The sequence below is a fragment of the Micromonospora phaseoli genome (genome assembly GCF_900109115.1).
GTDB lineage: Bacteria > Actinomycetota > Actinomycetes > Mycobacteriales > Micromonosporaceae > Micromonospora > Micromonospora phaseoli.
The window spans coordinates 290,775-305,967 of record NZ_FNYV01000008.1 but is presented as its reverse complement, the minus strand read 5'-3'; the positions used below and the strand labels follow the sequence as shown (position 1 = coordinate 305,967).

General features: G+C 68.8%; 16 protein-coding genes. 9 read left to right on the top strand and 7 right to left on the bottom strand.

Annotated features, from left to right (window positions below; translation table 11 throughout):
• The coding region (locus BMY89_RS21395; protein WP_139217988.1) for an aldo/keto reductase at positions 1-350 on the top strand (350 nt) is incomplete at its 5' end.
• Between the two features lie 210 nt (positions 351-560).
• On the opposite strand, the gene BMY89_RS21390 is transcribed toward BMY89_RS21395, so the two are convergent.
• The 3 genes from BMY89_RS21390 to BMY89_RS31385 all read right to left on the bottom strand — a co-directional run bounded on the left by BMY89_RS21390 (position 561) and on the right by BMY89_RS31385 (position 2,054).
• Positions 561-968, bottom strand: a complete 408-nt coding sequence (locus tag BMY89_RS21390) for a DUF2267 domain-containing protein (protein WP_092381798.1) — start codon at positions 966-968, stop codon at positions 561-563.
• A 202-nt stretch (positions 969-1,170) separates the two neighbouring features.
• Positions 1,171-1,854 carry a TMEM175 family protein gene (locus tag BMY89_RS21385; RefSeq protein WP_232521468.1) on the bottom strand — a complete coding sequence of 228 codons (684 nt, stop codon included), beginning with the start codon at positions 1,852-1,854 and terminating at the stop codon, positions 1,171-1,173.
• Positions 1,855-1,922: 68 nt separating this feature from the next.
• The gene (locus BMY89_RS31385) at positions 1,923-2,054 is read right to left on the bottom strand and encodes a hypothetical protein (protein WP_269766882.1); all 132 of its coding nucleotides are present in this window, start codon (positions 2,052-2,054) and stop codon (positions 1,923-1,925) included.
• A gap of 396 nt (positions 2,055-2,450) precedes the next feature.
• Between BMY89_RS31385 and BMY89_RS21380 the strand changes: the two genes are divergently transcribed.
• Both BMY89_RS21380 and BMY89_RS21375 read left to right on the top strand, forming a co-directional pair.
• A complete protein-coding gene (locus tag BMY89_RS21380; RefSeq protein WP_092381796.1) occupies positions 2,451-2,831 on the top strand; it encodes a hypothetical protein in 381 nt (126 codons plus the stop codon).
• Positions 2,828-4,003, top strand: a complete 1,176-nt coding sequence (locus tag BMY89_RS21375) for a zinc-dependent alcohol dehydrogenase (protein WP_092381795.1) — start codon at positions 2,828-2,830, stop codon at positions 4,001-4,003. The genes BMY89_RS21380 and BMY89_RS21375 overlap by 4 nt, the downstream gene beginning before the upstream one ends.
• 271 nt (positions 4,004-4,274) lie before the next feature.
• Here the strand turns inward: BMY89_RS21375 and BMY89_RS21365 are convergent, their stop codons facing one another.
• Both BMY89_RS21365 and BMY89_RS21360 read right to left on the bottom strand, forming a co-directional pair.
• The gene (locus tag BMY89_RS21365; protein ID WP_232521467.1) at positions 4,275-5,288 is read right to left on the bottom strand and encodes a mechanosensitive ion channel family protein; all 1,014 of its coding nucleotides are present in this window, start codon (positions 5,286-5,288) and stop codon (positions 4,275-4,277) included.
• Positions 5,289-5,530: 242 nt separating this feature from the next.
• A complete protein-coding gene (locus BMY89_RS21360) occupies positions 5,531-6,187 on the bottom strand; it encodes a DUF1345 domain-containing protein (protein WP_198414088.1) in 657 nt (218 codons plus the stop codon).
• 780 nt (positions 6,188-6,967) lie between these two features.
• Between BMY89_RS21360 and BMY89_RS21355 the strand changes: the two genes are divergently transcribed.
• On the top strand, positions 6,968-7,957 hold the full coding sequence (locus tag BMY89_RS21355) for a potassium channel family protein (RefSeq protein ID WP_170147753.1): 990 nt from the start codon (positions 6,968-6,970) through the stop codon (positions 7,955-7,957).
• A 241-nt stretch (positions 7,958-8,198) separates the two neighbouring features.
• Here BMY89_RS21355 and BMY89_RS30020 read toward each other — a convergent pair whose 3' ends face one another.
• On the bottom strand, positions 8,199-8,420 hold the full coding sequence (locus BMY89_RS30020; RefSeq protein WP_139217987.1) for a hypothetical protein: 222 nt from the start codon (positions 8,418-8,420) through the stop codon (positions 8,199-8,201).
• A gap of 433 nt (positions 8,421-8,853) precedes the next feature.
• Between BMY89_RS30020 and BMY89_RS21345 the strand changes: the two genes are divergently transcribed.
• A complete protein-coding gene (locus BMY89_RS21345) occupies positions 8,854-9,663 on the top strand; it encodes an alpha/beta fold hydrolase (protein ID WP_092381790.1) in 810 nt (269 codons plus the stop codon).
• A 15-nt stretch (positions 9,664-9,678) separates the two neighbouring features.
• The gene (locus tag BMY89_RS21340) at positions 9,679-10,470 is read left to right on the top strand and encodes a MerR family transcriptional regulator (RefSeq protein ID WP_092381789.1); all 792 of its coding nucleotides are present in this window, start codon (positions 9,679-9,681) and stop codon (positions 10,468-10,470) included.
• A gap of 173 nt (positions 10,471-10,643) precedes the next feature.
• Here BMY89_RS21340 and BMY89_RS21335 read toward each other — a convergent pair whose 3' ends face one another.
• Positions 10,644-11,537, bottom strand: coding sequence for a phosphotransferase family protein (locus BMY89_RS21335; RefSeq protein WP_232521466.1), 894 nt, complete (start codon positions 11,535-11,537; stop codon positions 10,644-10,646).
• A gap of 451 nt (positions 11,538-11,988) precedes the next feature.
• Between BMY89_RS21335 and BMY89_RS21330 the strand changes: the two genes are divergently transcribed.
• The 3 genes from BMY89_RS21330 to BMY89_RS21325 all read left to right on the top strand — a co-directional run bounded on the left by BMY89_RS21330 (position 11,989) and on the right by BMY89_RS21325 (position 15,058).
• On the top strand, positions 11,989-12,495 hold the full coding sequence (locus BMY89_RS21330; RefSeq protein ID WP_232521465.1) for a hypothetical protein: 507 nt from the start codon (positions 11,989-11,991) through the stop codon (positions 12,493-12,495).
• A 110-nt stretch (positions 12,496-12,605) separates the two neighbouring features.
• Complete coding sequence (locus tag BMY89_RS30010) at positions 12,606-13,115, top strand: hypothetical protein (protein ID WP_139217986.1); 510 nt, start codon at positions 12,606-12,608, stop codon at positions 13,113-13,115.
• 8 nt (positions 13,116-13,123) lie between these two features.
• A complete protein-coding gene (locus BMY89_RS21325; RefSeq protein WP_092381788.1) occupies positions 13,124-15,058 on the top strand; it encodes a plant Invertase/pectin methylesterase inhibitor family protein in 1,935 nt (644 codons plus the stop codon).
• Positions 15,059-15,193 lie beyond the last annotated feature (135 nt).

Below are 15,193 nucleotides of genomic sequence, written 5' to 3'. Positions count from 1 at the left end.
ATCAGATCCTGTACAACCTCACCCGCCGCGGTCCCGAGTACGACCTGCTGCCGTGGCTACGCGAGCACCGGATCCCGGTGATGGCGTACTCGCCGATCGAGCAGGGCCGACTGCTCGGCCACCCCCAGATCGCGGAGGTCGCCGCCCGGCACGGGGTCACGCCCGCTCAGGTGGCGCTGGCCTGGTTGTTGCGGCAGGAGAGGGTCGCGGCCATCCCTCGATCGTCCAATCCCGAACACACCCGCGAGAACGCGGAAGCACGCGACCTGTATCTGACTGAGGAGGACGTGGCGGCCCTCGACACGGCGTTCCCGCCGCCGGCCGGCCCGCAACCGCTAGAGATGTTGTAGCGTCACCGACCGTTTCGGCAGACGGCGCCGGTCGAGGTCGGCGCCGTCCGCTCGGGAGATCCGACGGTGGAAGGCGGTGAGCGCCGGGCTGACGGTGGCGGTCAGTGGCGTCGGGTTCAACCAGCCTGCGGGCCGCCTCGGGAGCCAGGCGAGATCGGCGCCCGCGAACGCCCAAGCTTTCTGGCGGGGTCCGCGGGCGCCCTGGCTTAGCTAGGTGCCGACCCGGCGGGTCTGGAGCCGTTCCGCCCTCGGCCCAGTCAACTGCCAGAACTCCTGCGGCAACTGGTCGACAACGTCCCCGTACTCCTTCGCTTTGACCGACTCACGAAGGGTGTCCAGCACGGCCCGTGCTCCGTCGGTGGCCACCTGGCGCTCCACCCCGGCCCGTGACTGCACCCGGTCGAAGAATTCGGCCAGTCCGAACCGTTCCGGATCTTCGGTGGGCCTAGCCACCAGCCCTCGTAGTTCCTGTGGGAGTCGGGAGGCGAGGTCCCTCGCCTGGCCGCCTGTGATCCTTTCTGCCAACGTCTCGAGGGTGGCGCGGGTGATTGGTTCCGCCTGCCCCGGTGGGACCTTCGGTCGTGCTGCCACGGACTGGATGAACTCGGTGTAGTTCACCTCGGACCCCCTTCCGAACGGATTACGGCGGGTACCCGCGCCCGCCGGGGTGAAACGGCGGTTCGCCCGCCCGCAGCCGGGTGGTGGCGGAGGGCGATCCGGCGGGCAACCCGAAACTGGTACAGGCCCACGCCGGTGACGGCGTAGACGAGGAGGATGGGGAGGCCGATCAGCGGTGTCACCAGGTAGCCGGCCGCCCCCGTCAGCTCCCCGATGCCGGAGGGCGACGCGCGATCCGGCGAGTGAGAGGCGCCTGGTACAGACCGCCGCTGGTGACGGCGTAGAACACCGGCAGCACGACGAAGATCACCAGGCCGGCAAGTGGTGCGACCAGGTACCCGATGAGCCCCGCGACGACATAGAGGGCGACCCCGACGAGTGCCCGAACCCGTTCGGCGGGGAAGTGCCGTTCACTCACCTCCTCCTTGAGTAGGTCTCTGCGCCGGGCCAGGTAGTGGAAGAACGCCAGCCAGCTCGCGCAGAGCAGCGCGCCGATCAGCGCGTAGAAGGCGACGGCCACGCGTTGGTCTTGCTGGTCGTTCTCCTGAAGTGCGTCCGAGACGACGGCGGTCGGGAACGGCAGCAGCGCGGTGGTGAACAGGACGGAGAAATTCACCCAGTGCAGCCCCCGATCACTCTCCTTGACGCGATTGAACGCGCTCTTGTGGTTCAGCCAGACGACGGCCACGTAGGCGTACGAGGCCAGATAGGCGACGTAACCCGGCCACTGCTCCAGCAGCCCCGACAGCAGGCGACCGGGCGGTACGTCCGGCACCCGGAGATCCAGCACGAGCAGCGTGATGATGATGGCGAACACGGAGTCGCTGAACGCTGTGGCACGGCTGGTGTCCGACCGGTTGCCGATGTCGTCCGTTGGCCTGTTCACGGCCGGTGGGCTACCCACTGGCACCCGCGATAACCGGCTCCTCCCAACCGAACCAGTAGCGCGGATCATCAGATGGGGGCGATCGGATTGCAAGAATGTGACTGCCAGGCGGTCATGGCGCCGCGGTAGGGCGGAATCTTCACGCGGGGGTACTGAATGAAGGCAGTCGTGTACGGCTGGCCACGGACGGTCAGCGTCACGCGCCAACTGTAACCAGGGCCTGACCGCGTACTGTCTGGTGGCCAACCCGGCGCCCGGCATGGCCGGTGCCGCCTACGGCTACGCCGACATGGGTCCGTACGCGGGCGGCCCTGCTCACCCTGTTCGAGGCGGCCGCCAGCCCGCCGGTCGACGGGCCGGGGGCGGTCGCACCCCTGCCCTTGCTGGCGCGGATTCTCCAGCGTGACGGTGCAGGGACATGGCAGGTTTGTCATGACGGAGCCGTCGGTCGAGCAGATGCGGCGACGGGTGGGGTCGACTCGGGGGTGTACATGAAGGCGTTGATCAAGGCGGCGACCATTGCGATCGGAGGGTTGGCCCTCCGCAGGCTCCTGCTTCCGTCGGGTCGTCAAGGACCCTGGAAGCAGGGGCCGTTGATGCGGCGCGAGCCGCGGTGGCACGTACTGACCGTGAATCCGGCCCGCGACGAGCTGACCCCGGACTCGCCACTTCCGGAGCCACTGGCCGGTCTCGGTGATGCCGTGGACGTGCAGATCCGCCGCGCCGCGGGTGACCGCGGCGTCGAGCTGGCCGTGCGGCTGCGTGACGGCGCTCAGTCGCCGGTGACCGAGGGAGTCAGGCGACTCGCGGGTCGCGATCCCAACCAGGCCATCCGCGCCGCACTGCGGGAGGCGAAGCAGTTGCTGGAGACCGGCGAGGTGCTGCACCCCGACTTCCCACCCACCACCCAGACGACGGTGGTCAACAAACCGCTGCAGATGGCGACGCGGCAGGGGCGCCGGGAGGGGCGACTGTGAAGGCACTGCTGTGGCAAGGCGTCAACGAACTGTCGGTGGACGAGGTTCCGGACCCGACGATGCGCAACGAGCAGGACGCCATCATCCGGGTGCGCAAGACGGCGACGTGCGGCTCCGACCTGCACCTGCTGGGCGGCTACATCCCGTTCATGGAGCGGGGCGACGTCCTCGGGCACGAGTTCCTGGGCGAGGTGGTCGAGGTCGGCCCGCAGGTGCGTAAGCACAAGGTGGGCGATCGGGTGGTGGTCTGCTCGTTCGTCTCCTGCGGCCACTGCTGGTACTGCCAGCAACAGCAGTACTCCTTGTGCGACAACGGCAACACCAACCCCGCGATCACCGAAAGCATCTGGGGCTTTGCACCCGGCGGCTGCTACGGCTACTCGCACGCGCTCGGCGGCTTCGCGGGCAGCCACGCCGAGTACATCCGCGTCCCCTACGCCGACCAGGGAGCCTTCACCGTCCCGGACGAGGTAAGCGACGAACGTGCTCTCTTCGCCTCCGATGCCGCCCCGACCGGCTGGATGGGCGCGGACCTCGGTGGGGTCAAGGCCGGTGACGTGGTCGCGGTGTGGGGTGCCGGCGGGGTGGGCCAGATGGCCGCCCGCGCGGCTGTCCTGCTCGGCGCGGAGCGGGTGATCATCATTGACCGTTTCGCCAATCGGCTGCAGATGGCGGAGAAGTACCTGGGCGTGGAGTCGCTCAACTACCAGACCCAGGACGTCGGCGGTGAACTGCTGGAACGCAGCGGCGGGCGCGGGCCTGACGTGTGCATCGAGGCGGTGGGGATGGAGTCCCACAGCACCGGACCGCAATACCTGTACGACCAGGTCAAACAGCAGCTACGCCTGGAATCGGACCGTCCAATCGCCGCCCGGGAGGCCATCTACCACTGCCGCAAGGGCGGGAGCGTGTTCCTGCTCGGCGTGTACGCCAACCTCGTCGACAAGTTCCCGCTCGGGGCGCTGATGAACAAGGGCCTCACCCTGCGCGGCGCCCAACAGCACGGCCACCGCTACATCCCGATGTTGCTCGAACGGATGGCACGCGGCGAACTGGTCACCGAACACCTCGCGACACACACCATGCCACTCGACGAGGCGCCACACGGGTACAACATGTTCAAGAACAAGCTCGACGGCTGCGTCCGCGCCGTCTTCGAGCCCGCCCGATGATCGGCGCCGACGGAGCGTCGAAGCCGCTGGTCGATGGGGTCGGACGGTCTCCGCCGACGGCTGTCTACTGCCCCCTCACCCGCCGCCGCTGGTACTGCGTCGCCACCGACGCGCTCGCCGACCGCGACCTTCCGTTACGGCGGGTCACGGAACGTCCGAGCTTCCTGGACTCGACGGCTTTGAACGGGTGACACCGGCACAGGCGCCGCCGAAGGCGGCGGCGCCTGAACAGGGCCCGACCGCGCACGGAGTGAGCCGGGGGTGTCCGGGCTCAGGGGTGGTACTCGCTGCGGGTGCGGGGCAGCCACTCGGGGTGGTGGTCGCGCAGGTACCGGATGAGGCTCTCGCGGACGTCGCAGCGGAGGTCCCACGCACTCGGCCCGTCGGCCGCCGATGCCTGGACCTGGACGACGACGGTCTGGGGCGTCGCATCCACCATCTGCAGCACCCACTGGTTCCGGTCCCACAGTGGTGACGATTCGACGATCCGCCTCGTCTCGGTGCGGAGGTCGTCCAGGTCCGCGGTGTGATCGACGTGGAGCCGGGTCTCGCCGACCACCCGCGTCCCATGCCGGGTCCAGTTCTGGAAGGGGTGCTCGGTGAACCAGGTGGTGGGCAGGATGAGCATCCGGTCGTCCCAGAGCCGGACGACCACGTTTGTCAGCTTCACCTCCTCGACGCGCCCCCACTGCCCGTCGACCACGATCACGTCCCCCACGTGGAGTCCGTCGGCGAACGCGACCTGGATGCCGGCGAAGGCGTTGCCGAGCGCGGTGCGTGCGGACAGGCCGAGCAGCGCGCCGACGACACCCGCCGAGGTGAGCACGGACAGCCCGATGGCGCGCAGCGAAGGGAACGTGGTGAGGATCAGGCCCATCCCCACGACCGTCACCCCGACCGAGGTGAGGCGCCGTACCGGTCGGATCTGGGTGCGGGCGCGGCGGAGCCGGCGGTCGGCCCGCGTCTCGCCCGGCAGCCGGCTGAACGCGGCCCCCTCGGCGACGTGCAGGGCGCGAAGTACCAGCCACGTCACGGTCGCGATCAACAGCACCAGGACGACGCGCCGGACGATGGGGGGTCCCGCGCCGGGGTACGCGCGGATTCCGGCATACAGCGCCGCGAGGAGCAGCACGGCGATGGCGGGGCGTCGGCATGCGCGGTACAGCGGCGCGAGCAGCCAACGGTAGCTACGACCACCGGCCCGACGCTGGACCACCACGCCAGCCAGCAGGCCCGCTGCGACCACCAGGGCCACCGCGACCACCAGGACCATCTTCATGGTCATCCACCGACTTTCCTGCCACCGGCGACCGTCATCGGGCACTCCCGTCCGTTCCGCTCGCGGTCACGTGGCGCGTCGAGGTCGGTCGGCGCGGCGATCCGCCTGGGCACCATCGACCGCTCCCGGCTGCGACCAGCGCCTTCGTCCGCCGCAGACGTCGCCCGTCATCGTGTGGGTGATGACGCAGCTCGGATTCGCCCTAACGGATCCGTTCCAGCAGCCGGCGCATGTCGATGCCGCGCGGGTCACGACTGGCCCAGGTTGGTGACCAGGTTGATGGCGACGGCCAGGATGCCGGTTCCGAAGGTGTACGAGAGCAGCGCGTGCCCGAGCGCGATCCGGCGCATGCGGTTGCTGGTCGGTTCGTTCTCGCCCGGGGCGTAGGACATGCCGACCGTGAAGGCGACGTACGCGAAGTCGGCGTACGCCGGTGGATCGTCCCGCTTGAAGTCGATGCCGCCGTCGTCGCGGTAGTACAGCCGGGCGTACTTGAACGCGAAGACCGTGTTCACCAGCGCCCACGCCAGGACCACCGCGACGACGCTGAGGATCACCAGCATGACAGCCACGGTGTCCTGCTGGTTCGAGGCCCGAACGAGCGCCTCGGCCACGGCGGCGAGGCTGATGACGGACGCGATCAGGATCGCCGAGTCGGTGGAACGGGAGTGCTGCTCCGCCTCGGCAAGCTGCTCGGTACGCTCCGGGCTCGCCGACCAGCAGGCCCGCCACACCCAGACGAGGATCGTGCCCGCCGCAATCGTCCAGATCACCAGCGGGGTCAGCTCCGGCGCCCCGAGCAGCGCGGTGGCCGTCCCGGCGACGACGCCGACGGCCAGCGACCACAGGGCACGCTTGACCGACAGCAAACCTCTCCGCGCCGGTCCGTCCGATCGCTGCTCCACCCGTTCAGCGTTCCGGCTCGACCGCGTCGTGCAGGGGAAACCCCGAGCGATCACCGGATCGGGCTGCGGCGAGGGTGGCGAGTCGCAGGCGATCCACGCTCGGGCCCCGGCCGGCGCTGCGGTTCGGATCGCCGCCGTCGAAGGCGCCGTTACCGGCCGGGCCTACGTTGGCGAGTGCGCCTGGCGGCTGGTCCCCGCGGACGACGCTCGATGAGCCGGACTGTCGCCGTCCGGCCGGCGATGAGACAGACGACGGCAGCCGGACAGAGTCATCCGGGGTTGGTCCACAGGAGAAGTCCCGAGCAGGAGGCTGGCCGGCCAGCCCTGCGCGAGGGCAGTGGAGCCCCGGTGGCGAATCCCGGAATGGCCATCTGAGCAGCCCGGTCGCGGATAATGTGCTGACGAAACGAGTAGCCCGGATCGAATGCAGGGAGTCGAGGTGGCGTCGGTGACGACCGGCTGCGCCGCGAAGATCCGATGATCCTCGACCGACGAGCCGGGTGAAATCGGGTGTGCAGCGGCACGACTGCCGGTGACAGGCAAGGACAGCACGAGGGCCTCGACTTGGTCCGCCGACCCGGACGAAACGATGGGGCCGCAGCGTCAGAGGCGGATGCGTGAGGTGTGAGCCGGCATGCGCGTGGCTGCCGTCGGAACGGTTCGAACAGCATGGATACGTTGCATCGTCGGGCCGCAGGCTCCGGTGCGGGTTGGGGGGCACGGGTGTGGGCTGTCACCGCCGGGGTTCTACTCATAGCCCTCGGGATCGTGGACGCTGTGATGACCGTGCTGCACCCCACGCGCCGGGGGCCGGTCACTCTCGTGACCGGAGTCGGGGTGTGGTCGGCCACCCGCTTGTTGGCTCGCTGCGCCGGCCGTCCGCGGATCCTGTCGAGCGCGGGGATGCTCGCCGTGCTGGCGATCGTGGTGGTGTGGACGGCGCTCATGTGGGCAGGTTTCGCGCTGTTGTTCCTGCCGAACATGGCCGGGCTCTCCTACTCGCCCTCGGTTTCCTACGGTTCGCTGAACTTCCTCGACGCCTTGTACATGAGCGGCATGTCCTTGACGACGGTGGGCTTCGGCGACATCGTCGGTGGAACGGACACACTGCGCCTGATTACCGTCATTGAGGCCGCTGCGGGCTTCGGCCTGATCACCGCGGCAATCACGTATATCTTGTCGATTTACCCGCTCACCTCAGAGCTCAGAAGCGCGGCGCGTACGGTGCAGACTCAGGCCGACGACCCGGTACGCGCGGCGGAGTTGGTGGTCCTGGGAGGAGGCTCCTACCTCCAGAGCCTGCAGGAGAGGCTGATCTCGGTGGACGAGGACACCCAGCGCTTCCCGTTCCTCTACTACTTCCGGGCGAGCGACCCGTCGGCCGCACTCCACACGTTCATCCGTGGCGCCACGATGGTGTGCCTGCAGGCACGGTGGGGAATCTCCACGGACGCCGCCCCATATGCCCGTGTGCAGGGGCGCGAACTGCAGCTTCGTCTTCAGCACGTCATCGACCACTACGCCATCGGGTTCCTGATGCGCGACCCCCGGTGCCTGCGCCGTCCGCTGGACGCCGCCGACGCTCGTCACCGCTGGCAGAGGTTGACTGCCGCAGCCGGCGACTGGGGGGTCGACCGCCCTGGGGAGGACGAGGCGGATCTCGACGAGTTCGCCCGGTTCGTCGGATGCTGCCAGACCTTCCTAGACGATCTGGCCGAGCAACATCTGTATCCGCCCGCGCAGCTCCTACCTGCCGCCAGCCCGCCATGAAGCGCCCACGGGAGTTGAAACCGTGGAGGGCTCCGTCATGCGGCCTGGGCCTCCGGGAGGCGGGCGGTTAGTCGTTTGTAGTCGATGGGTGAGCGCCAGTCGCAGCCGGAGTGCCGGCGGCGCTGGTTGTAGAAACGCTGAGCAGTTGCCCAGTCTCGTACGGCGCGCCACCGGCAATCCCGCTCGTCGGATTGCAACTGTGCGGACAGGAGCCGCACCAGGCAGGCGCGGCGGCCGCGGGTCAGGCCGTACCCTGGCGGTTGACCCGCCCCTCCCGGGCCGCCTTTGACCGGCCATGGTCGCGCTCGGTGCCGGCCGACCCGGTCGCGGTGCGCTCATGCCGCTGGCCCGGCGAGTGCTCCACCGTGGCCCCCTGCCGGCCCCGTGCTCCGCTGCCCGGGTGCCGGCTGCCCCGCGCCGACTCGCCGCCGCTGTCATGCTTGTTGCGCTTTTGGCTACCCATGCCCGGTGGGTACCCGGTGCCCGGGCGCCCATGCTTTCGAGCGGGACGGCTCCGGCGAAGGATGCCGAACTGTTCGAGTTCGACGAGGTTCTCGAGCCGGACACGGACGGCGGCCGCCATCATCTGCACGGCACTATCGGCCTGCGGATTCACTGGATCTCCAAGTCCCGAACCAGCTCCGCGACCGACCGCCCGGCCGGCCCGGCCTTGAGCAGATCAAGGACCTTACGACGAAAAGTCCGGTGGATTACTCCTCGGCACGTCTGTCCTCAACGAGCGACGGGCCTGACGAGTCAACCAACCCACCGAACCCGGGGAACATCACCGCGTAGCACGGATTTTCGCATGATAAAGCCCCCTTTTGAGGCTTGACCCCGACGCAGCGTCAACCCTGCACGCTCGATCACACGTTGCGGAACGGAAAGGAGACGCCATGACCAACACGACCTCGACCTCGACCTCGTCCTCGACCCCGACCTGGACCGGCATGGTGCCGGTCGACGACACTGCTCTGGCCGTCACCGATTCAGGTGGCTCCGGAACGCCGGTGATCTACCTCAACGGCCAGTTCGCGACCCAGGGCTACTGGCGGCGGGTCATCGCCGAACTCGGGCCAGACTGGCGGCACATCACCTACGACGAGCGGGCCCGTGGGCGCAGGTCCGGACGTTCGGCGGATTATTCGTTCAAGGCCGCCGTCCACGATGTCGATGCCGTACTCGACGCTCGAGGTGTCGACCGAGCGTTGGTGGTCGGGTGGTCGTACGGCGCCTTCGTCGCCGCACACTGGGCGAGCCGCAATCCGGACCGGACGATCGGCGCTGTGCTGGTCGATGGGGCACAGCCGCACGACTGGCTCACGGACGAGATGGAGCAAGGGATCCGAAAGGTCTTCCGTCGCCTGCAATGGCTGATGGTGCCACTCCGCGTGACGGGACTCACGCCGCGAATGACCGCCCTGGAGATGGCCGAATGCAACATCGAAGTCGGCAAGCTCGCGCGTGAACGGGAACTCGGTCCGGTGATGGACAGGATCACCGTCCCCACCCGGTATGTGCTCGCATCCGGAACGTCGTTCGGCAGCAAGGGGGACGGGCAGGAGATGATCCGCGCCAGCGTGCCTGCGGTGGCCGAACGCAACCCGCACATCACGATTCACGCCAAGGTCGCGAGCAATCACGGCGCGATCCTCCGCAAGGACTTCCGCGCGATCGCCGAGGCGATCCGCGGTGTTGCCGGTTGAGGCAGTCTGGAGCCCATGCTCACGATCAGCCAACTGGCCTCCTACGCCGGGGTGACGGTGCGAACGGTGCGGCACTATCACCAGATCGGCCTGCTCGCCGAGCCCGAACGCGACCAGTCCGGCTACCGCAGCTACGACGCAGCCGCCGTCGTGCGGCTGATCCGGATCCGCGTGCTGGCGGATGCGGGCGTGCCCCTCGCTCGAGTGCAGGAACTCCTCGTCGCCGGCCCCGATGAGTTCGCCCGAGCAGTCGAGGAGATCGACAAGGCCTTGAGCGCCGACATCCGTCGCCTCCAGAGCAACCGCAAGCGGATCGCCAAGCTCGCCGCCGGCGACCACCTGGCTCTTCCCCAGAGCGTCGTGGACTACCTGGACCGGCTGCGCGGGCTCGGCGTCGGCGAGGGCTACATCGTGCTCGAGAGGGACGCCTGGATCATGCTCGCCGCGCAGGTTCCGCTCAGCATCGACGCCGTGATCGCCGAGAAGCACCGCCACCTGGACGAGGACCCGGACATGACACACCTCTATCGCCTCCTCGGCTCCGCACCGGATTGGCCGCCCGACGATCCGCGAGTCGTCGAACTCGCCGACCTCGTCGAGCACCTCCGCATCCGCGCTGTCCAGAGCGGTGAGCTGGAGATCGGCGGCGCCGACCGGACGGACCCGCTCTCGGCCCTGCTGGACGCGGCAATGACCGAGTCCGCACCGGTCGCTCGACGGCTGCTGGCGATCCTCGAGCAACGCGGGTGGCGCGGCTGGACGCGGCTCGAACGAGTCCCCGAAGGGCGGATCCCCCGCGATCGCTGAGACCCCACCGCGTAACCCCACCCCTCGAAGAATCACGAATGAGACACACCACTCAAAAGGGCTTGATCGATCTTGGGCGTGCGCGAGACTCACCCTCCCGCATCCAGCGTCTACCTGCGTTCAAGGAGCTCTGGCCAGAAGATGCGTCGGAAGTCGGTGCCGGCAGTCTTCCCCTACGGGCTACTGCGCAGGCGCCGACCCAGCCAGACGAGGGTAGGAACCGCTTGCTGGAGCTGCATCTTCCTCAAGGCGGAAAGGCCCGGCAGGTGGCCGTCCCGCCAGGCGCGTCCCGCCAGGCCGGCCAGTGCCACATTGACCGCATGCGGGTCGGCGTCCGCCCAGCACGAGCGGCGCAACACGGCCTCGGGATCACGACCGCTCGCGGCCATGTCCGGAGCCAGGCGCACCAGGTCCATCCACCCCGGCCCGGTCCACGCATGCGTCCAGTCCACCACCCACAGCCGCTGCCCGCCGTCGGCGGCAAACCTGATGACGTTGTCCCGCCGAAGGTCCCCGTGCTGCATCGCGTCACCCGGGCCTACCGCCGCGAACCACTGTTCCTCCAGCTCGGCCAGCAGATCAACCGCGATCGGCACCGGCAGTTCGATGTCGCGCAGATGCGCCACTGTGGAGGCGTCACCTCCCGGACGGCGCGCCAGGGACCGCCAGGCGCCCAGCATCGGAGCGAACGCGTCCGCATACCGGATGGCCCCAGGCAGAGGTGGGCCTGCCAGCCGTTCCCGGACTACGGCCAGGACGTCCAGCATCGCGGCGACTGCGGACTCGTCCCACTGCTCGACAGTGAATCCCGGCACGTGCTCATAGACGGCGACGACCCAGCCCTCGGGTTCTTCCGCCGCCAGCAACCGTGGCGACAAGTCCCCGATGAGAGGCGCCAACTGCACACCGGTGCGCACGGCCTCGCCAAGGCCGCCGCCGGTCGGCGCAGCCTTGACGAACACTGACCGGCCAGACCCACCGGTCACGGCGGACGCGACCGACGGCGTGAACCCCGCAGCGGCCGGCTGTTCGAGCTTCACCGGCTCGCCCAGCGCTTCCTCCACCACGGCACGGACTTCCCGCGGCGCCTCAGTCAGACGGGGGCGTACCACACCATCTCCGGCCATCGTCTTCGCCAACCTCAACGGAACGCTAAGGATCACGTGGGCGCCATTCTGTCGCTCACCAGCCCTACCGCACGAACGCTTTCCAGCACCGCTCGATGTTCAAGCACGTCAGCGAACGCGGCAACATTGATGATTTTCGTGGTGCGGATGAGCCGGGCGAGGGCGCGCGGAGGAGGCGGTCGACCAAGCCGTGGGCATCGGCTTGGATGCCCATCCTGACGAGGCTGGCGTCGACGAGGAGTCGGGCCGGCGGGTCAATGTGCGTAATGGTCATGGGGCGAAGACGGTGCAGACCGAGGTGGGCCGGAGAAGGACGGCACTTCGTACGATCAGATCGTCGGAATCGAAACGACGGGGGCCGATGATGCGGGTAGGGAAGATCAGCTGGTTGGTGGCTGCTGCATTGCTCGCCGTGCTGGCGCTCGGCTGCGCGGCCCCGGGCACCCGGGTCGATGACGTACAGGCGATACCCACGAGTGCGCCGGCGTCGCCCGCCGTGGTGGCGGAGCCGACCGATCCGCAGGCAGACGCACCCCCCAACCATGCCGACAACAACGGCTGGAAGCGACGGCACGAACTCTCCGCCGCGGAGCAGCGCACCGGGCGGAAACTCGCCGCGCGGATTCGGCCCAAGCTCGAGGCACTACGAGCGGCGGGTGACTTCGCGCCGGCGTCCACCCAGCGAGCGCTGCTCGACCTGGGTATCAAGGCAGACACGATCGAGGTCACCGCCATGCGACCGTCGATCGGGCAGGAGACACCCCCGCCGGGTACGGTGTACGCGGTTCGCTTCGCGAGCCTGGGCTGTGTGGCCGGGGACGTGCGGCCCGACCGAGTCCTGGTCGAGGTTACCGGCTCGGCTGCCGAATTCGGCTGCCTGGAGCCCTTCTCGCATTGACGTCATCCGGCCTCGGATCCACACGACGTCAGGTAACTCAGTCGCTGTGTTGTGCCAGGTCCGGCCACAATGCTCGCCGGGGAGGCGAGACGGCAAGTGTCGAGGTGCCGGTGCGGCCGATCGCTGACCATCAACGAGCCTGGCATCAGGAGTTTCGCGATCATCTTCGGTGGGACGTCGCCGCTGACACATTGGTGCTGACCGGCAGCCGCGAGGCATTCGATTTGGAAGCCGACCAGGTGCGAGCTTTGGCCGAGGAGTGGCGGCTCATCGTGTTCACACGCCAGGCACGCACTGCTGCGCCAAGATCGGCATGGGCAGAACCCGGCGTCACCCTGACCAACGCCGGCCGTACGCCGAACTGCACGCCGAATACTCCCAGCAATGCCCAGGTGGAAGCAGTCGGGCGAGCGACGGCATGCACCATGCGGCAAATCCGGATACCCAGGCGAGCAGCGGTAGGCGGGGTGCTCGCCTGGGTGTCCGAAGGCCGAGACCGTCAAGCCGCGGCAGATGGCCGTCGACGCCAGCTGATTTCAGTGCTGGGCCTGGATCGTGCGCCGTTGCTTGAGCGGCTGTTCACCGGCTGGCGGCCGCCGTCACTTTCCTGGGCGGTTTAATATGCGGCGTGGCTGGGCTGCTGGACGGGGTTTCCGAGATCGACTGGTCGGCGCTGAAGCACGCGTACGGCTCGGCGGATGAGGTGCCGGGCTGGCTGGCGGCGATGACTGACCCGGAGACCTGTGTTGACGCTCTCGGCGATCTCGACGTAGCGGTCTATCACCAGGGCGGTGCGGTGTACCCCGCAGGCGCCGCGGTGGTGCCGTTCCTCATTCGCTTCGCCTTGGACCCGACGGTTCCTCATCGAGCGGACATCCTCGACCTGGTATGCCGCTTCGCCGCGCTGGATCGAGAGATGAGGGAGCCATGGCGGTCCCAGCCTTCGGCCCGGACGTGCCGGAAGGGTCTGCTCGGGGCTTTCGACAGGCTGCTGCAACTGCTCGACGAGTTGGATCCCGCCGTCCGGCGCGGCGGCGTGGAGATCCTGGTCGAGCTGGTCGAGCGCGCCGACGACCTTGCCGATGAGTTGATGCGCCGTCTTCCCGGCGAGGCGGATCCCGATGTCGCGGCCGACTACGTTCTCGCCCTGGCTACCGCGTCAGCGCAGGGCGCCTTGGCGCCCGGGAAACGAGCAGCTATCGCCGGGTGGCTGTCCGACCGTACCCCGCCGGCCGAAGATCCACGACGTCTCACCTTCCTGGTCGCCGCCCGCCGTCTCGGCCACCAAGCCGGGACGGCCGAGCACCTTCTCGCGGCGTACCCGGGTGCCGTGCCGAAGCGCACCGCCGGCTGGCTGGGCCGTGAACTCGGTGACGACCGCGAAGCCCGGATCGCCCTGGCCCAGGTCGCGATCGGCGAAGCAGCCCGGACACAGGACGACCGACCGCTCGCCGAGGTAGGCACGGTCATGCGGAAGTGGCGTTCGGCCACCATCGCGCTCACCCCGGACATCGGTGCCGCACTCGAGGGACCAGCCCCCATCCGGGCAGCCGCTGTCCACCTACTCGCCGCCTCGGGAGATGTCGGTCGTGCCTGGTCGGATCGCGTCGCGGAGCTGATCAGCCAACCAGGCCGCACGGGAGCGCTGGCCGCATGGGCCCTGGCACGGTGGGGAGACCGGCGAGCGGTTCCGGCCGTCGAGCGGTCGCTGCGCCGTGATCCAGAAGTCTTCCGCATGGGTTCGACGCATTACGGCGACGACTTCTACTGGTTGAACCAAGACCCGGGCATCGCCGACGTCTGCCTGCCGCTGACCGCGTACGCCGACGACCTCGTGCCCGCGATCCGATGGCGACTGCGCAACGATCCCGGCACGTCTACGGCATACCAGCTCACACAAGTGCTGACGGCCTACGGACCAGCCGCCGCGGCAGCAGTACCCGAACTGACCGCCATGCTCGACACGCAACAGCCCATACCGGCCTGTACTGCCCTCGCCGCGCTCGGCCCCGCGGCCGCAGCGGCGCGCAGCACACTGACGCAGATGGCCACCGGGGACGGACCCGAAGCCCTTGCCGCCGCCTGGACCCTGTACCGGATAACCGGTGACCCCGAGCCGTTCCTGGCCCGCGACGACGTGCTCGATGGACGACGCATCAATGCCTCAGCTGCCCGAAGGCTAGGCGACCTCGGTCCGCTTGCGACGCGCTACGTGTCAGACATCGAACGGCAGCTCGTGGAGCAACCCGGTTACTGGCCAACCTGGGACGGTGTCGAGTTGGGCTTCGCGCACTACCGCATCACCAGCGACCCGGCCCTCTGCCTGACCGTATTCGATGCGGCCCTCGACCCCCTGCGGCACAGTCGACAACTGCCGGTCAGCCGCCAAGCACTGCGCTACCTCGCCGCCCTCGGGCCGGCCGCCACCACATTCACGCACCTGCTGCACCGCGCCGCCGAACAAGACGAACGACTGCTGGACAGCGGAGGATGGCGCGGCATCAGCGAGGACGACGAGGCGCGAGACTTGGCGACGCAAGCACTGGCCGCAGCCACACCCTGACGTCGCCGCGCCCGCCGTATCCAGTTGCGCTCATCAGCACGTCGGGACGGCACCTGCGCCGGCTCGGCCGGACGCTGCGTAACGAGCGCCTTGCGGCAAATGGGGACGTCACCGACCTGGCCGCGAGGAGGCTCG